At 59.2% G+C, this 19,144-nt stretch carries 19 protein-coding genes, 2 tRNA genes and 1 pseudogene; 9 read left to right on the plus strand and 13 right to left on the minus strand.

The genetic code is table 11. The annotated features are described in order from the left end of the window. Positions 1-26 precede the first annotated feature (26 nt). The 5 genes from SBC1_RS11615 to SBC1_RS11635 all read right to left on the minus strand — a co-directional run bounded on the left by SBC1_RS11615 (position 27) and on the right by SBC1_RS11635 (position 5,592). Positions 27-557, minus strand: coding sequence for an NUDIX domain-containing protein (locus SBC1_RS11615; RefSeq protein ID WP_165092109.1), 531 nt, complete (start codon positions 555-557; stop codon positions 27-29). A 36-nt stretch (positions 558-593) separates the two neighbouring features. Next, a complete protein-coding gene (locus tag SBC1_RS11620) occupies positions 594-1,628 on the minus strand; it encodes a low specificity L-threonine aldolase (protein ID WP_165987673.1) in 1,035 nt (344 codons plus the stop codon). Between the two features lie 127 nt (positions 1,629-1,755). Further along, on the minus strand, positions 1,756-1,953 hold the full coding sequence (locus SBC1_RS11625) for a hypothetical protein (RefSeq protein ID WP_370469627.1): 198 nt from the start codon (positions 1,951-1,953) through the stop codon (positions 1,756-1,758). Between the two features lie 348 nt (positions 1,954-2,301). Continuing rightward, on the minus strand, positions 2,302-4,926 hold the full coding sequence (alaS, locus tag SBC1_RS11630) for an alanine--tRNA ligase (protein ID WP_165987675.1): 2,625 nt from the start codon (positions 4,924-4,926) through the stop codon (positions 2,302-2,304). Between the two features lie 495 nt (positions 4,927-5,421). After that, positions 5,422-5,592, minus strand: a complete 171-nt coding sequence (locus SBC1_RS11635) for an ornithine acetyltransferase (protein WP_370469628.1) — start codon at positions 5,590-5,592, stop codon at positions 5,422-5,424. 401 nt (positions 5,593-5,993) lie between these two features. Between SBC1_RS11635 and SBC1_RS11640 the strand changes: the two genes are divergently transcribed. Both SBC1_RS11640 and SBC1_RS11645 read left to right on the plus strand, forming a co-directional pair. Continuing rightward, positions 5,994-7,703, plus strand: coding sequence for a glutamine--tRNA ligase/YqeY domain fusion protein (locus SBC1_RS11640; protein WP_165987677.1), 1,710 nt, complete (start codon positions 5,994-5,996; stop codon positions 7,701-7,703). A gap of 62 nt (positions 7,704-7,765) precedes the next feature. Further along, a complete protein-coding gene (locus SBC1_RS11645) occupies positions 7,766-8,707 on the plus strand; it encodes a transporter substrate-binding domain-containing protein (RefSeq protein ID WP_165987679.1) in 942 nt (313 codons plus the stop codon). 54 nt (positions 8,708-8,761) lie between these two features. On the opposite strand, the gene SBC1_RS11650 is transcribed toward SBC1_RS11645, so the two are convergent. Both SBC1_RS11650 and SBC1_RS11655 read right to left on the minus strand, forming a co-directional pair. Then, positions 8,762-9,214: an NUDIX domain-containing protein gene (locus SBC1_RS11650; RefSeq protein ID WP_165987681.1), complete on the minus strand. Its 453-nt coding sequence runs from the start codon at positions 9,212-9,214 to the stop codon at positions 8,762-8,764. Positions 9,215-9,276: 62 nt separating this feature from the next. After that, complete coding sequence (locus tag SBC1_RS11655) at positions 9,277-9,684, minus strand: RT0821/Lpp0805 family surface protein (RefSeq protein WP_165092117.1); 408 nt, start codon at positions 9,682-9,684, stop codon at positions 9,277-9,279. A 340-nt stretch (positions 9,685-10,024) separates the two neighbouring features. Here SBC1_RS11655 and SBC1_RS11660 point away from each other — a divergent pair, with 340 nt between their 5' ends. From SBC1_RS11660 to SBC1_RS11670, 3 genes and pseudogenes are all read left to right on the plus strand, one after another. Continuing rightward, positions 10,025-10,309 (plus strand): hypothetical protein, encoded by a 285-nt coding sequence (locus SBC1_RS11660; protein ID WP_165987683.1) that lies wholly within the window; start codon positions 10,025-10,027, stop codon positions 10,307-10,309. 62 nt (positions 10,310-10,371) lie between these two features. Further along, positions 10,372-11,583, plus strand: a pseudogene (locus SBC1_RS11665) (IS701 family transposase); the annotation flags it as partial. Positions 11,584-11,888: 305 nt separating this feature from the next. Further along, the gene (locus SBC1_RS11670) at positions 11,889-12,872 is read left to right on the plus strand and encodes a sulfonate ABC transporter substrate-binding protein (RefSeq protein WP_165987687.1); all 984 of its coding nucleotides are present in this window, start codon (positions 11,889-11,891) and stop codon (positions 12,870-12,872) included. A gap of 50 nt (positions 12,873-12,922) precedes the next feature. Here the strand turns inward: SBC1_RS11670 and SBC1_RS11675 are convergent. Both SBC1_RS11675 and SBC1_RS11680 read right to left on the minus strand, forming a co-directional pair. After that, positions 12,923-12,999: transfer RNA gene (locus SBC1_RS11675), tRNA-Arg, on the minus strand. A 98-nt stretch (positions 13,000-13,097) separates the two neighbouring features. After that, positions 13,098-13,928, minus strand: a complete 831-nt coding sequence (locus tag SBC1_RS11680) for an undecaprenyl-diphosphate phosphatase (RefSeq protein ID WP_165092120.1) — start codon at positions 13,926-13,928, stop codon at positions 13,098-13,100. A 548-nt stretch (positions 13,929-14,476) separates the two neighbouring features. Here SBC1_RS11680 and SBC1_RS11685 point away from each other — a divergent pair. The 3 genes from SBC1_RS11685 (at position 14,477) to SBC1_RS11695 (ending at position 16,634) form a co-directional block, all read left to right on the plus strand. After that, a complete protein-coding gene (locus SBC1_RS11685) occupies positions 14,477-15,382 on the plus strand; it encodes an aldose epimerase (RefSeq protein WP_165987689.1) in 906 nt (301 codons plus the stop codon). A gap of 139 nt (positions 15,383-15,521) precedes the next feature. After that, positions 15,522-16,265, plus strand: a complete 744-nt coding sequence (locus tag SBC1_RS11690; RefSeq protein WP_165987690.1) for a peptidoglycan DD-metalloendopeptidase family protein — start codon at positions 15,522-15,524, stop codon at positions 16,263-16,265. A gap of 36 nt (positions 16,266-16,301) precedes the next feature. Then, the gene (locus SBC1_RS11695; RefSeq protein ID WP_165092123.1) at positions 16,302-16,634 is read left to right on the plus strand and encodes a hypothetical protein; all 333 of its coding nucleotides are present in this window, start codon (positions 16,302-16,304) and stop codon (positions 16,632-16,634) included. On the opposite strand, the gene SBC1_RS11700 is transcribed toward SBC1_RS11695, so the two are convergent. The 4 genes from SBC1_RS11700 to SBC1_RS11715 form a co-directional block, all read right to left on the minus strand. Continuing rightward, positions 16,597-16,830 (minus strand): hypothetical protein, encoded by a 234-nt coding sequence (locus tag SBC1_RS11700; RefSeq protein ID WP_165085171.1) that lies wholly within the window; start codon positions 16,828-16,830, stop codon positions 16,597-16,599. The two genes, SBC1_RS11695 and SBC1_RS11700, sit on opposite strands and share 38 nt — an antisense overlap. A gap of 493 nt (positions 16,831-17,323) precedes the next feature. After that, a complete protein-coding gene (locus tag SBC1_RS11705) occupies positions 17,324-17,863 on the minus strand; it encodes a Fur family transcriptional regulator (protein ID WP_165987692.1) in 540 nt (179 codons plus the stop codon). Positions 17,864-17,920: 57 nt separating this feature from the next. After that, positions 17,921-18,094 carry a hypothetical protein gene (locus SBC1_RS11710; protein ID WP_165092125.1) on the minus strand — a complete coding sequence of 58 codons (174 nt, stop codon included), beginning with the start codon at positions 18,092-18,094 and terminating at the stop codon, positions 17,921-17,923. Between the two features lie 207 nt (positions 18,095-18,301). Further along, positions 18,302-18,378 (minus strand) — tRNA-Pro (locus tag SBC1_RS11715). Positions 18,379-18,606: 228 nt separating this feature from the next. Here SBC1_RS11715 and sixA point away from each other — a divergent pair. Beyond that, the gene (gene sixA / locus SBC1_RS11720; protein ID WP_165987695.1) at positions 18,607-19,065 is read left to right on the plus strand and encodes a phosphohistidine phosphatase SixA; all 459 of its coding nucleotides are present in this window, start codon (positions 18,607-18,609) and stop codon (positions 19,063-19,065) included. Positions 19,066-19,144 lie beyond the last annotated feature (79 nt).

Here is a 19,144-nt window from a genome sequence, read left to right on the forward strand (position 1 = left end):
GCCATGTAGTCCGGGTGTTGCGCGTGCTACTGCCCCGGGCGGTCCACATACTCCACGGCCAGGCCGCGCCGACGCATCCATTCCGCCACGGCATGGCCGGTTCCCGCGCGCCAGGGCCTGAGCTTCGCGGGCTCGACCAGACGGTATTCAAGCAATTCCGGCGACAGGTTGATTGTCCCGTTCGCCTTCACGTGGTACGCGATAATCAGTTCGTTCTTGCGGATGAATTCGTAGACGCCGACCAGTTCCACCGACTGCGCGACCAGCGACGTTTCCTCCAGCACTTCCCGCGCGATGCCCTCTTCGGGCGTCTCGCCGTTCTCGAGAAAGCCAGTGATCAGCGCGAACATGCCCTCGACCCACGCCGCGTTGCGCGCGAGCAGGATCTTGCCCTCGTACTCCACGATCGCCGCGACCACCGGCAGCGGATTATTCCAGTGCACGAAGCCGCATTCCGGGTCCGGACACGCGAGTCGCACGCGTCCGCCTTCGTGGCTTGCATCGGTGCGTTCGACCAGCTTGTTGGCATCGCGTGGACAGAAATGGTATTCGATCATGGTCTGAGGTCAGAGGATCTAAAAAGGTCGGTGGGGTCAGCGTGGAGCGCACAGTGCGCGGATCTCGGCGGCGAACTGCTCCACCGTTTCCGGCAGCGTGTCCCACGCACACATCAGCCGGCAGCCACCCGAGCCGATGAACTGATAAAACTTCCAGCCCTTGTTGCGCAGCGCTTGCGCAACAGCCGGCGGCAGCTCGGCGAACACCGCGTTCCCCTGCGGCTTGAACATCACCTTCACGCCTTCTATGCCTTCCAGCCGCTCGGCCATCAATTGCGCCATTGCGTTCGCATGGCGCGCGTTGCGTAGCCAGACATCGTTATTGAGCAGACCGAGCCAAGGCGCCGAGATAAACCGCATCTTCGACGCCAACTGCCCCGCCTGTTTCAACCGATACGCAAAATCGACGGCCAGCGCCTTATCGAAGAAAATCACTGCCTCGCCGACCGGCAGGCCGTTCTTCGTGCCGCCGAAACACAGCACGTCGACGCCTGCGCGCCAAGTGATCTCCGACGGATGCACGTCCAGCGAAGCGACCGCGTTCGCAAACCGCGCGCCGTCCATGTGCACCTTCAGATGGCGGCGCTTCGCGATCGCCGCGATTGCGCGGATTTCTTCCACGCTGTAGACGGTGCCCACTTCCGTGGACTGCGTCAGCGTGACGACCTTGGGCTTGGGATAGTGAATGTCGGCGCGACGTGTGACGATGGCTTCAATAGCATCCGGCGTAAGCTTGCCGTCCACGCCTGACGCCGTCAGCAATTTGGAGCCGCCCGAGAAGAATTCAGGGCCGCCGCATTCATCGGTTTCGATGTGAGCGAGCTCGTGGCAGATCACCGAGTGATACGACTGACAAAGCGATGCGAGCGCCAGTGAATTGGCCGCTGTGCCGTTGAACACGAAGAAGACTTCGCAGTCGGTCTGGAACAGGTCGCGAATGCGGTCGCACACGCCTTGGGTCCAGGAATCGTCCCCGTAGGCCGGCTCGTGGCCGCTGTTGTTAGCTTCGATGAGCGCGGCGAGCGCTTCGGGGCAGATGCCGGCGTAGTTGTCGGAGGCAAAATGTTGCATGCGGTCAGGGAGCGAGGGCGGTGGTGAGCGTGGCAATCATTTTAGCGTTTCGTACGTGAATACGCGGAGACGCCGATAACTACCATGCCTTTACGTTTTTCATCCTGCCCGCTGACCGCTTGCGGTTTTACTTTCCGGCGGGTTGGTTAGATGCCGCTGCCTGCTGTGCCTTCTTATCTTTCTTGTTCGCTTCGTGATGGCCGATCGCGCAGCCGCCTGCTGCGCCCACTGCTCCATGCTTGCCTGCCATGTGGCCCGCCACGCCGCCTACTGCCGCACCTTCCAGGCATCCTTTGGCATAGACGGCACCCGTGGCGAAAAACATCGAGGAAGCGGCGACGAGTGTGACGAGTGTTCGATTCATGAGACGAGTTCCTTTTAAAGTCCAGACGCAGAGCTTCGTGCCTGCGCTAACCATACAAGGGCAAGCCGCGTACCTGTCAGTTTGCTTGCTATTTTGACGGGTGATGTCAGGTTGACATGAGCCGGTTCCTGCAGATCATGAGGACCTTACCGACAAGGCAACCGCGCCGGAACGGCCACGGCCTTTGTGATGACATTTTTCCTCTTCAGCGCGAAGATAAGACATCCTTCGCAGACGCAAAAAAGCCCGTTCTGTCGTAACTTCAGAACGGGCTTTTTCAAACGGCTGAAGCGGCTGAAAGCCGAACGCTTAGATTTTTCCCTTCACCCAGTCATTCACGCCGGCCAGTGCTGCAGCCAGGTTTTCCGGCTCGGTGCCGCCCGCTTGCGCCATATCCGGCCGTCCGCCGCCCTTGCCGCCAACTTGCTGCGCGACGAAGTTCACCAGATCACCCGCTTTGACCTTCTTCGATGCTTCCGTCGTCACGCCCGCAATCAGGCTGACCTTGTCGCCATCGACGGCAGCCAGAACGATAGCTGCGTTCTTCAGCTTGTCCTTCAATTTATCGACGGTTTCGCGCAGTGTCTTGCTATCAGCGCCCGGCAATTGCGCCGCCAGCACAAACACGCCGCCGATCTCAACCGCCTGCGATACGAGTTCGTCTCCCTGACTGGAAGCCAACTTCGACTTCAGCGCGCCGAGTTCCTTTTCCAGCGCCTTCACGTGCTCCTGAACCTGCGTGATGCGCTGCGTGAGCTCGGACGGCTGCGCCTTCAGCGCGGCTGACGCCGCATTGATCCGTGCATCGAGTTCCTGAACGAAGCGCACGGCGTTATCGCCGGTGATTGCTTCCACGCGACGAATCCCGGCAGCCACGCCGCCTTCCATCACGATCTTGAACAAGCCGATGTCGCCCGTGCGATGCACGTGCGTGCCGCCGCAAAGTTCGCGCGAGAAACCGAGGTCGAGCACGCGCACTTCGTCGCCGTATTTTTCGCCGAACAGCGCCATTGCGCCGCCCTTCACGGCTTCGTCGTACGGCATGACGCGCACGATGCCCGGCGCGTTTGCCAGCACTTCCGCATTGACGATTTCTTCCACGCGACGAATCTGCTCGTCGGTCATGGGTGTGTTGTGCGCGAAGTCGAAGCGGGTCTTGTCAGGGTCGACGAGCGAACCCTTTTGCTGCACGTGGCTGCCGAGCACTTCGCGCAGCGCCTTGTGCATCAAGTGCGTGGCCGAGTGATTGCGGGCGGTGCGAACACGGCGAACGGTATCAATTTCCGCCTTCACCACGTCGCCTACCTTCAGCGTGCCCTGCTCGACCGTGCCGTGATGACCAACAACGTCGGACTGGACCTTGAGGGTATCGGCGACCGCGAAGCGCACCGCGGCGTTCGCGAGCACACCCTGATCGCCCGCCTGACCACCCGATTCTGCATAGAACGGCGTGTGATCGAGCACGACGACCGCCTGCTGGCCGACCTGCGCCTCTTTCGCCGATGCACCATCAACGTACACGGCGATGATTTTGGCGTCGTCGAAAATTTCGTTTTCGTAGCCGTGGAACGTGGTTTTGGCGCCAGCGTAGTCAAGCCCTTGCGCCGACTTGAACTTGCCGGCCGAGCGAGCCTGTTCGCGTTGACGTGCCATGGCTTCGTCGAACGCGGCTTCGTCGACCGTGATGCCGCGCTCGCGGCAAACGTCGGCGGTCAGGTCCAGCGGGAAGCCGAATGTGTCGTGGAGTTTGAACGCGAGTTCGCCGTCCAGTTGCTTCGAGCCCTTGGCGTCGAGCGCGGCGAGTTCGGTTTCAAGCATCGACATGCCGTGTTCGATTGTCTCGAAGAAACGTTCTTCTTCCTGCCGCAGGACGTCCGTTACGCGGGTTTGCGCGTCCTTGAGTTCCGGGTAGGCCGAGCCCATTTCCTCGACCAGATCGGCCACGAGCTTATGGAAAAACGCGCCCTTGCGGCCAAGTTTGTAGCCGTGACGGATGGCGCGGCGCACGATCCGGCGCAGCACATAACCGCGGCCTTCGTTGCCGGGAATCACACCGTCGACGATCAGGAACGAGCATGCGCGAATATGGTCCGCGATCACCTTCAGCGAATTATTGGTGAGGTCCGCCGTGTTCGTTTCACGGGCGGCAGCCTTGATCAGCGTCTGGAACAGGTCGATTTCGTAGTTGCTGTGCACATGCTGGAGCACGGCGGCGAGGCGCTCGAGGCCCATGCCAGTGTCCACGCTCTGCTTGGGCAGCTTCGTCATGTTGCCCTGGACGTCGCGATTGAACTGCATGAACACGAGATTCCAGATCTCGATGAAGCGGTCGCCGTCCTCTTCCGGGGATCCCGGCGGGCCGCCCCACACGTCCGGGCCGTGATCGTAGAACACTTCCGAGCACGGGCCGCACGGGCCGGTGTCGCCCATGGTCCAGAAGTTATCCGATGCGTAGCGTGCGCCCTTGTTGTCGCCGATGCGGATGATCCGTTCCTTCGGCACGCCGATTTCGTTTTCCCAGATGGCGAACGCTTCGTCGTCTTCCTGGTAGACCGTAACCGTGAGTTTGTCGGCGGGCAGGCCGTAGACCTTGGTGAGCAGTTCCCAGCAGTAGTGGATTGCGTCGCGCTTGAAATAGTCGCCGAACGAGAAGTTGCCCAGCATTTCGAAGAACGTGTGATGGCGGGCCGTGTAGCCGACGTTTTCTAGGTCGTTGTGCTTGCCGCCTGCGCGCACGCTGCGCTGCGAGGTCGTGGCGCGCGAATACGGGCGGCTCTCGGTTCCAAGGAAGACGTCCTTGAACTGGACCATGCCGGAGTTCACGAAGAGCAGCGTGGGATCGTTGCCCGGCACGAGGCTGGACGAGCGCACGATCGTGTGGCCCTTCGATTCAAAGAACTTGAGGAATTTCTCGCGGATGTCGGCGGCTTTCATGGCGTGCGGGTCTGCTGTTTTGTACGGCGGGGGCGCGAATTGATACGCTGCGCGCGCCGCCGGGAGCCAGATTGAGGATCAACGATTATACGGGAACGTATAACGTCCGGCGCCCAGCCACGAAGAAGGCCAGCGACGCTAGAGCTCTCTCTACCAAAGTCCTTTTCTCAAATTAAAAAAATCGAGCAACCGAATCACAATTTGTTGGGGGGTCTGGATCCGTTTTCCACGAAAGTTAGAGATGAAGAAATTACAGCGCAAGTTGAGAGTCTTGAGAATTGTTTGGCTCGGAGGAAACGTTGCCGTACAAAAAGGCTGGAGCGACCGACCAGCAGCTACGTGAGACCATTCAGCTTATCTCGGCTAATACGAGGAAATCAGAGGTTGTGTCGGAATACGCGTCATACTTTCGCGAGCAACTGCAAAAGCTGGCGACGATCCCCTGGCCTTCGTATTCCCGCTCCGATTGACAAGGTCTGCACATATTTGGGCGCTCTATCGCACCCCCGCGCCGATCAGCCCGCCCGCCGCCGCACCCGCCACCGTCCCGAGCGGACCGCCGGTCAGCACATAACCCAAGGCCCCGCCGGCAGCCGCCCCAATACCCGCGTGCGCCTGCGTACGGTTCATCGCGCAGGCCGAAAGCGACGCGATAAACACACCCATTGCCGCGAACCGTGCAACTTGATAAGAAACCTGTGTGATCTTGTTCATGATGAGATTGTCCTTTTTGTCCTCAATACCGCTCACACCCCGAACCTTTCAATTTCATTATTTCGGAACGCGAGGCTATCTTAAAATCCTCCCATCAATGCCGACAATTCGATTTACGTCCCGTTACGCTCGATACATCCAGTATTGAAAACGCCATGGCCTGGTAACAAGCAAGCGCGCAACAACCGCGCGCGGCTCGCGGTGTCGCAGCCACGCTGCACATCGCGGCAAAATCCTGGCCTGCGCTGTCCTGACCCTCTCGCTAAGGTAGAATCGAAAGACCAGATACGTCTTACCGAACGCAAGCCGCAGGTCTTCAACGCTAGCGCCCTCGTCCGCTCTCTCTTTCTCGCATGAACACCGATCGCAACGACGCCCCGGCGGTAAACAATTTCATCCGCAATATCATTGACGAAGACAATCGCAACGACAAATGGTCGCAGCGGGTCGAAACACGTTTTCCGCCCGAGCCGAACGGCTATCTGCACATTGGCCATGCGAAGAGCATTTGCGTCAATTTCGGCATCGCGCGTGATTACGGCGGCGTCTGCCACCTTCGTTTCGACGATACGAACCCGGAAAAGGAAAGCGTCGAATACGTCGACTCCATCATTGACGCGGTCAAGTGGCTCGGCTTCGACTGGAATAAAGACGGCACCGAACACCTGTACTTCGCCAGCGACTACTACGACAAGCTCTACGAATTCGCCGAGTTGCTGATCGAACGCGGCCAGGCTTATGTCGACAGCCAATCGGCCGAAGAGATGCGCGCGACGCGTGGCTCAGCCCAGGAGCCAGGCAAGAATTCACCGTTCCGCGACCGCAAGCCGGAAGAGAACCTGGACCTGTTCCGCCGCATGAAAGCGGGCGAGTTCAAGGAAGGCGAGCACGTGTTGCGCGCGAAGATAGACATGGCGTCGCCGAATTTCAACATGCGCGACCCGGTCATCTACCGGATTCGCTTTGCGCATCATTACCGTACCGGCGACACATGGTGCATCTACCCCATGTACGACTACACGCACTGTGTATCGGACGCGCTCGAAAACATCACGCATTCGCTGTGTACCCTCGAGTTTGAAGATCACCGTCCGCTGTATGACTGGTTCCTGAATCAACTCGCCGATGACGGCAAGTTCACCCGTCCGCTGCCGCAGCAAATCGAGTTCTCCCGCCTGAACCTCACGTACGCGATCACCAGCAAACGCAAGCTGCTTCAACTCGTGACGGAAAATCACGTCGACGGCTGGGACGACCCGCGCATGCCGACTATTGTTGGCGTGCGGCGTCGGGGCTTCACGCCGGAAAGCATCCGGCTCATGTGCGACCGCGTGGCGGTGACGAAGGTGGATTCGTGGATCGACATGAGCGTGCTGGAAGGCGCATTGCGCGACGATCTCGACGAAAAGGCGCCCCGTGCAATCGCGGTGCTCGACCCGCTGAAACTGATCATCGACAACTATCCGGAAGGCACGAGCGAAGCTTGCAGCGCGCCCGTTCATCCGCATCATCCTGAGCGCGGCACGCGCGAATTTCCGTTTTCCAGGGAATTGTGGATCGAGCGCGAGGACTTCCAGGAAGTACCGAAGAAAGGCTATTTCCGTTTGTTCCCGGGCAACAAGGTGCGGCTGAAGTACGGCTTCGTCGTGGAATGCACCGGGGCAGATAAGGATGAGCACGGCAACATCACAGCCGTGCATTGCACGTATTTCCCCGACAGCAAGTCCGGCACGGAAGGCGCAAACGGCTACAAGGTCAAGGGCACCATTCACTGGGTCAGCGCAGAAGGCGCGTACGAAGCCGAAGTACGGATCTACGACCGCCTCTTCAAAGAGCCGCAACCAGGAGCCGGCGGCGCGGAATTTCTTGACGCGCTGAACCCGGACTCGAAGCGCATCGTGCGCGCTTATCTCGAACCGGGCGCACGTCAGGCAGACGCCGAAGATCGCTATCAGTTCGAACGCCACGGCTATTTCGTCGCCGACCGTAATGATTCGAAACCCGGCATGCCGGTGTTCAATCGCATCGTCAGCCTGCGCGATAGCTGGACCAAGCCGGCTTAAAGTCATAGGCGCGTCCCGCCGGACGCTCGCACATTGTTGTGGGGGATGCTTTGCAACGCACCTTGCCAACGTCGTTCGTCCGCGCGTTGCACCTGTCACGCACGTCACCTGTGTCGTGCGCGTTTGCGCTGCTGATTGCGGCGCAAACTGCTTTCGCGGGCACAGTTGACCTGTCCTCGCCAACGTTACGCAAGATCGCCGAAAACAACACCATAGTCCTCGGCGTGCGTGAGTCGTCGGTCCCGTTCTCCTATCTCGACGCGAATGGGCATCCGATGGGCTATTCACAAGCCATTGCGCTCAAGATCGTCGACGAAGTCCGGCTCCGCTTACAAACACCCCGGCTCGCCGTGAGCACGGTCGTCGTCACGTCGGCGAGCCGATTGTCGTATGTGGTGAATCACCAGATCGACCTGGAGTGCGGGTCGACCGCGCATATTCGCGATCGCGACCAATTCGTCACGTTCTCGAACAGCTTCTTCAGCTACGGCATCCGGATGGTGGTGAAGCGCAAATCCGGCATCCGTAACTACGCCGATCTCGCCGGCAAAACGGTATCGACCACGGCGGGTACGTCCGATGAACAGCTGCTGCGGGAGCTGTCGCTAAACCGGAAACTTGATCTGCGAATCGTCAGCGCGAAAGACCATGCGGAAGGTTTCGATGCTTTGAAAACCGGCCGCGCCGTGGCGTTCGTGATGGATGATCCGTTGCTGTACGGAAAGATAGCGCAGGAAGGTCCGGCCCAAAACGAGTACATGGTCACCGGCGACCCACTTGCGCACGAATCCTACGCGTGCATGATGCGCAAGGGCGATCCGGTCTTCAAGAAACTGGTCGATGACGTGATTGCCGGCATGGAGCGCTCAGGCGAAGCCGAAAGACTCTACGACCAGTGGTTCATGCAGGCCATTCCCCCCGACAACATCAACTTGCGGTTCCCCCTGTCGCCAGAAATGAGAGCGCTGTTCGCCAATCCGAACGACCACGCCTCCGAAAACTAGCAGCGACCAGCGCAGATCACCGGTGCCCCACGGCGCAGGCCAAAGCCTTTCGGCTCAGGCGAGCGTGTGATGCAGTTCAGTCAGCGACAGCGTGGTCTGGAACAGGCGGGCGAGGCTACGGCTTGCGTACTGATCGACCTCAGCCGGCGTGACCCATCTGTACGCGTCCATTTCGGGGATCATCGTGCCGTCCCGGCGACGCGGGAAATACGATTCGCAGACGCACTCTTCAAGCTTCACTTCGTCGTCGCTCACTCGCACAGCGAACAGATGCAGGTCCTTGTCGCGGCGATAAACAAAGCGCCCCAGATCCTTCAACCGCTCCGCCTTCAGCACGATCCCCGTCTCTTCCACGAGTTCCCGCAACGCCGCTTCCACGGGTCGTTCGTCCGCCTCGCCCTGGCCTTTCGGGATATCCCAGTGCGACGTCTCGGTCGCGTGACACAACAACACGTCCCCTTGCGTGTTAAAAATCACGACGCCACACGAAACCGTCCGGTCGACCATTTAAGCGGCCGTCCGGATTCGCGATACCGCGTGACGGGAACCTTCGGGCTGGTTAAAGCAGGTCACTGTTTCAACAACGCCCATTTACCGCCGTCCGCCTTGCAGACGGTGGGAGCCCAGGTCTGCGTCTGGCCCTTGGCGTGAGCCACCATGGTGAGCTTGCGACACGTACGGTCACCGTCCTTCTTCGTATCCGACGGCGTGATCGTGCCGTTGATGGCAACCGAATTACCCGCACCTTCGTTGTTCCAGTCGAGCGACTCGCCGTCTTGCTTGGTGTCGAGCGCCGAATGCGCCGCGTTGTTCAGCGCCTGCAAGTCGCGCTGCTTCATGTAGGTAATCGGCGTGTTGTTGAGAAATCCGAGATTGGCCGCGTGCGCCGCGCCGCTGCCAAGCACAACACAGCTTGCGATCAATTGCACGCCGAGTCGCACGGAGACGCGCTTGAGCGCGCGAGATGGGTATGACATGAAACACACTCCCTCGTTGGTATTGATATTGAATTGATACCGAATCTCGGTGATACAAGAAAGATCGCAGCAAGATCGGCATGACTGCATTATTCACGACCATTGCCGTAATCGCGTTTCAAAAAAGTCAGAAATGTTCTGGATCGACTGATAAATCACGATCATCTGACGTCGAGGATAGCATGAGGGCATAAGGACTTTGCAAGCGTCCAACGTCAGCCGAACGGTCATGTGCTTTGCTTTTCGGAGCAAACCAGGACTATCTCAGAAGCGTCTGATAGAAGCATAGGAGGCGGAAAACTAAGATCGAAAGCTTGTGGACTACGCTTCAACTCCGATCATGGACACCCTTCTCGCGACCGCCCAAACGCCCACGCTCTACGAGTGGCTGTGCATCGCCATTGTCGCGTGCGCGATAGCGATGCCCAAAGGCTTGATAGCAATGGACCGGATGCTGGCCAGACGGCCAGAACGGTCCGAGTGGTCAGGCTGCTCCCATGTTCCCGACCCGCGTGGCGCTACGCCGCCGTCAATCTGGCCGCGTGTCATGACCGCCATAGGCGGTGCGTTCTGGATCGCAGCGTTACTCACACTGGTGTTTTTATGCCGGCAGCTCGCTCCATAGTACCACTGTGTTACAAAATAAGGCATGATTCGCTTATCTTCAAGCACATTGTGAGGAGAGCGATGGAAACTACTTCGAAGAGATTCGAGGAGTATGTGTCCCTGATGGCTCAGTCGCTTGGGCACGCTGATCGTGTCGAGCCTTTTCGTGGCTACTGTACGGGCTTGATGTTGCCGGTCAAACGCAAAAGCGTTGAGCCCATGGCTGCGCATCTGTCACCGGACCGGGTGCGCTCGGAACATCAGCGTCTGCATCACTTTGTAGCCGATGCACCGTGGTCGGATCAGGCGGTGCTTGATACGGTGCGTAGTTACGTACTTGAGCGAGTAAGCCGGCGCGCGGGTTCGCCTGAGGCGCTGATTATTGACGATACCGGCGTTCCGAAGAAGGGTAAGCACTCGGTCGGGGTCGCTCGGCAATATTGTGGCCAGCTCGGGAAACAGGACAACTGCCAGGTCGCAGTCAGCGTGTCGCTCGCAAATGAACGCTTCAGTCTTCCGGTGCGCTATCAACTGTATTTGCCGCAAAGCTGGGCCGATGACGCAGACCGTCGTAAGGCTGCCAAAGTGCCCGAGGCGCTTGAGTTCGTCACCAAGCCGATGCTCGCGCTGCAACTGCTCGAAAATCTCGCAGAGGTGGAATCGCTGCCCGAACTGGTTATCGCCGACGCCGGGTACGGGGCAGGCACCGAGTTCCGCGAGCAGCTCACAGCGATGGGCTTCACGTATGTGGTCGGGGTTACAGGCGCGGTCAGTCTGCAGATGCAAGCTCAGGCGCCATTACAGGCGAAAGAGCTGGCCATGCAATTGCCGTCGCGGCGCTTTCGCACGCTCACATGGCGTGAAGGCACCAACGCCGCCCTGTCGTCGCGCTTTGCGGCAATACGGGTGCACTGCGCCTCCCGCGCAGCCCAGCCAGCTGACACCCACGAGGAGCAATGGCTGCTCGTCGAGTGGCCCAGGGAAGAAGCCGAGCCGACCAGGTACTTCCTCAGTACGTTGCCGGCTGATACACCAATCAAGGAGCTTTTGCGACTCGCAAAACTGCGCTGGCGTATTGAGCGTGATTACCAGGAGCTCAAGCAGGAGCTTGGCCTGGGGCATTTCGAGGGACGCAGCTGGCGCGGCTTTCATCATCACGCGACGCTGTGCATAGCGGCATACAGCTTTCTCGTCACCGAGCGCCTGGTGGCACAAAAAAAAACTCCAACTCATCGGTTACCCGGCGAAGTGTCTTCCTTACCCGAAGGCTTCCGGCCCCGAGGCTCCCCTGCGTAAGCAGCGCCATGTGCCGGACTCCATTACAACGCTGCGAATAGAGCTTGCTGCCGCACTGCTTGCCCGCCTCCAACGGTGCCCGTGCTGCGGCCGGAAAATCGAGTAATTTGTTAACACAGTGGTAATAGTGGAGTTGCAACCCGACATGAATCAAGGGCAGCTTCGGCTGCCCTTTTTTATCGTCGAACGCTTTGGCGTTTCCGTTTTTCGTATTCCGTCATTAGCTTCGAAGCATCGCTTATTCGACGCGCAAACCCATCGCCGCTATGGTCGGCACTATCTCTTCTCTCACGGAAATCTCCATGAAAAAACTGGGCTTGTCGTTGTCGTTATCAGGGTTGTTGTTTGCTGCTTTCGCGTTGTTGCCGCTGTCTGCGTCGGCACAAGATCCGGCGAGTGCGCCGGCGAAGCAGTTGCGGATCGGTTTTCAGAAGGCCGGCCTGCTTGCCGTGCTCAAGGCACAGGGTTCGCTCGAACAAAAGCTCAAGCCGCTTGGCTACACCGTCAGTTGGTATGAGTTTCCCGCCGGGCCGCAATTGCTTGAGGCGCTCAATACGAACAACATCGATTTCGGCTATACGGGCGCACCGCCCCCTATTTTTGCGCAGGCTGCGGGCGTGAATTTCGTTTATGTCGGCGCTGAGCCGGGTGGAGAAACCAATGAAGCGCTGTTTGTCAAAGCCGATTCCCCTATTCATTCGCCGGCCGAGCTAAAAGGCCGGCGTATCGCATTGCAAAAGGGATCAAGTTCTAACTTCCTGCTGCTTGCGGTCTTGCAGAAGGCAGGCTTGAAACTCGACGATATCCATCCGGTTTATCTCGCGCCCGCGGACGCCCGCGCGGCCTTCGAAAACGGCGATGTCGATGCATGGATTGTCTGGGACCCATATTACGCGGCCGCGCAGAAATCGTTGAGCGTGCGCACGCTCGCGAACTACGCCGGGTTGCCGAAGCCGTTCAATTTCTACGAGGCCACGCGCAGTTTCGCCACCCAAAATCCACAGGCGGTGCGTGCAGTGATCGATCAGCTGCGGGCAACCGGCGCATGGGTCACGCAGCATCCCGCAGACACGGCGGCGTTGCTCGCGCCGAAAGTCGGGCTTGATGCGGGGCTTGTGGAAACATGGGTACGACGGGTGCCGTATGGCGCTACACCGATCGACGGAAAAATTGTCGCGACCCAGCAAAGCGTTGCCGATACGTTCTATCGCGCGAAGCTGATTCCGAAGGCGGTGACGGTGAAGGATAATGTGTGGCGGGACCAGGACGCGCTGACAGCGCGGTAGGCGAATGTCTGTTGAAGAGATGTCGGGTTCAGTAGATGAACCCGAGGTCCTGGTACGGCAGGAGGGACTCGAACCCCCGCCCCTCGGCTTAGAAGGCCGATGCTCTATCCAGCTGAGCTACTGCCGCGTTGCAGATGATCCGGGATTTTACCTCATCGAAAGGATGCGAGGCCTCATTCCGAGTCCTCGCCCGATTCAATGCGCTTAAAACCCCTTTGAATCCTTTTAAACCGGTTGCGGATGCAACATGAACCAGCCGAGACAGAACGCTCCCGCGACCACGCAATACACGCCGAAATTCGCCAACCGGCCGCGGCCTTCGAAATAACGCATCAGGAAACGCACGCTCAGGTACGCCGCGATTCCCGTCAGCACGCCACCAAGGACCGCATCGAAAAGTTGATCCGGTGCATGGAACAGCTTCGGCAATTCAAGCACCCCAGCAGCGAAGATGATCGGCGTGCCCAGCAGGAACGAGAACTCCGCCGCTTTCTCGGAACTCATTCCGGCGCCGACGCCCGCGATAATCGTCAGCCCGCTGCGCGAAAAGCCCGGAATCAGCGCGCCAATCTGCGCGAGACCAACCAGGAACGCCTGCCTGAACGTGAGGTCTTCAGGCGCACGCTCGGCGCGCGCACGCGTCAGCCGGTCGCCGACCCACAACAGCACACCATTCACCATCAACGCCGCCGCGACGATCCGCAGATCGTGGAACAGCGCCTCAAGCCGCTTTTCAAGCACCAGCCCGACGATACCCGTCGGAATCGTGCCAATGATCAGCGCCCACATCATGTGGCCATCAGGATTCTTGCGGCCGCTCAGCGATCCTATAAACCCCTTGATCAGCGCAATCCAGCGCTTGCGGAAGTACCACAGCAGCGCGAGCGCCGTACCCAGATGCAACGCGACCAGGAACGGCAACAGCTGCGGTGCGTGTTTATCGATGTGCATCCCGATCAGGCCGGGCACCAGAAGCGTATGTCCAAGACTGCTGACCGGGAACAATTCAGTCACACCCTGGAGTACGCTCAGAAAAATCAGAAACCACAAAGTCACGCGTCGATCCTCTTTCGTTATTGGCGACAGGCACATACCCGCGGCGGCGCAGCATGCGGCCCAAGCAAACCGGGCCGATTATGCCGTTCACTAAAAGGAGCGCCAAGCCTTTGCGTAATACCTTTCGTTATCGAAAGCAAATCGTTTGGTTAATTGAATATTTTTGTAATAAATAAAAAAGCCCGTTGTAAGAACGGGCTTTTAAATTGATTGCGTCACACCTGCGTCACGGTCGCAGCTTGTATAAAAACAGCAGCGTGCCAGCGCCGAACGTGCCAAAAATGAACACTCCAAACATCATCGCCAGATCCATATCATCCTCGTCGTTCGGCAGGACCAGTTGATCTGTGTGAGATCTTCAAGGTCGAAAGATGTTTCATCCGCGTTACATCGTGCTTGCATTATCGAGGCAACGAAAGCGGCTGTGTCAGTCGCAATTTCCCCAAAAGGGTTTCCCCGTAGAATTGAGCCGCCCGCTGCGTCACACCGTCTGCTCGTTGCACGTTCGAACACGCCGTTTCGTCCACTTACTCAAGGAGACCACCGACATGTCATCCCAGCCTGACCATATCCTGGAAATCACGTTCGATGACGCCGCTCTCGAACTCGCGCCGCGCGCTGGCGGGCGGCTAATGACGTGGCGCGTCGGCGGTGAGCCCGTTATTTTCTGGCCGGCTGCGCCGGATTGGTCCAATTTCGTGAAGATTCGCGGCGGCAATCCGTTGTTGTTTCCGTTTCTCGGCCGCCATTTCGTTGACGGCGAAATCGGCAAATGGCGCGATCAGGAAGGCGTCGTGCACGAACTCCCCATGCACGGCTTCGCGCGCGATCTGCCGTTCGAACACCGCAAAGACGCGGATGGCCACGGCGTGCGAATGACGCTCGTGGACAATGATTTCACGCGCCGGGGTTATCCGTTCGCGTTTCGTTTCGAGGCGGCATACAGGCTGGTCGATGCCGTGACGCTCGATGTGGAACTCACCACGTCGAACCCCGGCGAAGTGCCGCTGCCCTACTACGCGGGCCATCACTTCTACTTCGTCCTGCCGCACGACCAGCGCGGCATCAGCAGCCTGGAATTGCCTCGCACGGAAAGCCGCCGGCAACTCAGCAATGGCGCCATCAGTGACCCGCAAGCGGGAGCCGCGCGCTACACACTGGACGACGCGAATATTCTGGACCGTTTTCATTGTTTTACCGGTCCTTCCGACAATCCGGTGCGCCTGGTCACGCCGGGTTTGAAACGCGCGGTGAATTTCGATCTGCAACGCCCCGACTCGGTACCCTGGTACTCCGTGACAACCTGGACCGAAGCGCCCACATCGGATTTCTACTGCGTCGAGCCATGGGTCGGACTTCCCGATGCCATTCACAACGGCCACGGACTACGCTGGCTCGCCCCGGGAAAGACCGAAACGGCAGCGCTGCGGCTGACCGTTTCGCCGGCGGCTTGAAAGAGACGAGATGCGGGACAAAAGCGGGACGAAAAACGGGGCAAGGAGCGGCTACTAGCGGACCATCCGGGCCGCTTCTGAGGACAGTGTCGCCGGGACGGTAAAATCAGACATTTCGCCGATGCGCGTTCTGGTTTGTATGCCGCAGCGTTTTCGGTTGTGCGGCGCTTTGCGAGGTTTGGGTTTGGTAAAAATAATTCGACGGCTGACCTGCTTGTCGTTGGTCGCAGTGCTTGCCGCGTGTGGCTCCGCGCCGGTCGGGCCAGGGTTTTATCGCGTTGAACGGGGCGACACGGTGTCGAAGGTAGCGCGGGCGAACCGGACATCGGTCCAGAACATCACGCGCTGGAACAATCTCACCGACCCGAATGCTATCGAGGTCGGCCAGGTGCTGCGCGTGGCGCCGCCAGCGGGCAGCGTGACACCGGCCGGGCCATCAGCACCACCGGCCCGCACAAGCAGCGCGGATACCTCGGACTCGGCGCCATCGGCGGCCGCATTGACCAAGCCGGCGACCAGCATTTCGCTTATCTGGCCGGCGCAAGGCAGCGTGATTCGCGGTTTCGACGGCAAGAGTTCGAAGGGCATCGACATTGCGGGCGCGTCCGGCACGCAGATCGTGTCGGCTGCCGCCGGCACGGTAGTCTATGCGGGGAACGGGCTGCGTGGTTACGGCAACCTGCTGATCGTGAAGCACAGCGCCGACTACCTGACCGCGTACGCGCATAACCGCGCGCTGCTCGTGAAGGAGGGCCAGAGCATCGCGCAGGGTCAACCCATCGCGGAAATGGGCGATACCGACACAAATCGCGTGATGCTGCATTTCGAATTGCGCTACAAAGGTAGTTCGATCGATCCATCGCGCTATCTGCCGGCACGGTGATGCGGGACACGCTCAATCAAACACAGGGAAGAATCGATGAAATTGCAAGTTTGCGTCAAGACGCTTGGAAAGGTAGCCGCGACGGCTGCGGTAATGGCGGCTGCGCTGACGCTCGCTGGCTGCGCCGACACGTCGAAGATGACCTATTTGCCGTCCGGTGACACCGGTTTTGCGATCAATTGCAGCGGTGGCGACGCAAGTACCAGCTGGGCGGAATGCTACAAGAAGGCGGGCGAGATGTGCGGCTCGTACGGCTACGACGTGGTGTCGAAGGATGTGGACAACGGAGCGACGTCGGGCGGAACTGTGGCCGGGATTTTCGGCGCGAACGTCAAGAACCGATCGATGGTGATTCGCTGCAAGCAATAGCGCTCGGATCTTTCTTGATCGAGCGTCCCAGACGTGCAACGTGTTGACCCACCGTCAGGTTGATTCGCGGACCCAGTGAACCCAGCAATTGCTCGCCGCGCCAGCGACCGGACAACGGGTCGATATGCGAGGCAAACACGAGCAGCGAACCCAGTGCGAGCGGACAAATAGCGAGGAAAATCCACAACGAGGTCATGATCGGGAATCGATTTCAGGAAATGCGATCATACCTTTGCGGCAAGAAATTCGCCTAACACGCCGGTAAAACGGCCTCTCGATCGTAGTAATTACGTGTCACGGCCTTCGTTGACCCGGCAGGATTAACCTCTGGAAACGCCCGTGCAGATTGGATTACGCGTTGATACAAGTGATCACAATCATCCGGATTGATGCGCTCTAGAATAATTTCAGCCCGCGTTTTCTCTGCGCGAACAGTCCTCGCGGGTCAGAAGCCCCGATGTGCCCGCATCGGGGCTTCGCTTCATTTAAGCCGTTAGTTTGGGCGTCAGCGCCCTGCCCCGGTTTTCTGCTCATGTCATCACGTTCTGAACCAGCCGAACTCGCAGAAACGGCGTGTTTTGGCAACATCGGCTTCGGAGCCGTCCTGTCCAGGGAATACAAAAAGCCGTTTCCGACTGACGTCGGAAACGGCTTTTTGCGTGCGCTGCACTTTATGTGATGCGTGGAGATCAATGCGACGCGTGGTCGTGATCGTGGTCGTGCTGATGTGCACTGGGGTCTTCGGCGGCCTGACATGCCGGACAAATGCCCTTTAATTCGATGTCGTCGCCGGCCAGCCGATACCCGCTCGCCTCGACCTGCGACATCAGGCTCTGGCGCAACTGTTTTTGCTGCTGCAACTCGGTCACGCGGCCACATTGCTGGCACACGATCAGCACGCCATGCTGGCAATGCGTGAGATCGTGGCAAACGGTGAACGCGTTGATCGACTCGATCCGATGAATCAGCCCCGCCGACAGCAGGAAATCCAGCGCCCGATATACCGTGGGAGGCGACGCGTTCGGATGCATCGCGCGCATTTCGTCGAGCAGCGTATAGGCTTTTGTCGCGCGGCCAGAGGCCAGCAGCAACTCGAGCACGGTGCGGCGAATAGGCGTGAGTTTCTGACCACGCTCGCGACAATAGTCGTCGGCCATCGTGACCGCCGCCTGGAGCGCGTCGGCGGACGAGTGGGCGTGAGACTGGGCGTCGTTGGCGGGCGTGTTCATAGGCGGATTATACGCTGCGGCATGAGGGCAAACTTCGGGCGCACGCCGTCATGGTTGTCATTGCGGCTGCTCGGCCTTGGCCGGCGCAATGATCATTGTCGGCGGCGTGGTATCAGTGGGCACGCCCTTGTAGTCAGGCGGATCTTGCGGCGGCGTGTGATGAGGCACAGTGGTGTCGGCACAGGCGGACAGGAACAGGGAGCAGATAAACAAGGCAGCGAAACGCGGCATGGACGGCCCGGGAATGAAGTTCAGGAAGTTCAGATACGAATACGAAGGGTGAACGCAGAAGATTAAACGATATCGGGGATTTGCGAGAGAACGGAAACGCTGGGCGGGCTGTGGTCGCGGGGCCCTAACGCGGGGCCCTAACGATCAACCGCGCCAGAAATAGCGAAGGGGTCACGAGTTAAACTCGTGACCCCTTCATTTAAAACGTGGTCGGAGCGAAAGGATTCGAACCTTCGACCCTCTGATCCCAAATCAGATGCGCTACCAGGCTGCGCTACGCTCCGACAAGAACGAGATGATAGCGTCTTACTGATACCCGCGCAATCGAAACTATCCGGATCGTGGAATCGAGCCCGAAATCGCAGCACGTTCGCGGCCTTGATCGGTCCAAATTCACAAGCGCGGTCCAAATTCACAAGCGCGGTCCAAATTCACAAGCGCGGTCCAAATTCACAAGCGCGGTCCAAACTGATAACCGGGGACAAACCTCAAGCCCCCAAAGGAGACATTCGATGAACCTCATTCTCTGGCGCCACGCCGAAGCGGAAGACCAGGCTGCGAGCGATCTCGTGCGCCAACTGACGCCGCGCGGCGTAAAACAGGCGCAAGCGGCGGCGAAGTGGCTGAAGAGCCGGTTAGACGACGACGCGGTGTTTCTCGTCAGTCCGGCCACCCGCACGATCCAGACGATGGAAGCGTTGGGCGACCAGTATCGCGTGGTGAAGGAACTGGCGCCGGGCGCCAGCGCCCAAGCCGTGCTGGATGCCGCGGAGTGGCCGCGCGGTGTCGCGGAGACGGTCGTTGTAGTCGGACATCAGCCGACACTCGGACGCGTCGCGGCCTCGCTGATGACTGGACACGAAGCCGAGTGGACCCTGAAGAAAAGCGGCATATGGTGGTTCCAGCAACGCTCCCGCGCAGGCGACGATCAAGTCGTGCTGCGCGCGGTGACAAGTCCTGATTTACTGTAGCCAAAAACTGTAGCAATAGCCAAAACAGCCCCCCAAGGCGGCAAAACCGTGGCTTAGCGGTGACGCTTCATTGAATCGT

It is taken from the genome of Caballeronia sp. SBC1 (assembly GCF_011493005.1).
Taxonomy (GTDB): domain Bacteria; phylum Pseudomonadota; class Gammaproteobacteria; order Burkholderiales; family Burkholderiaceae; genus Caballeronia.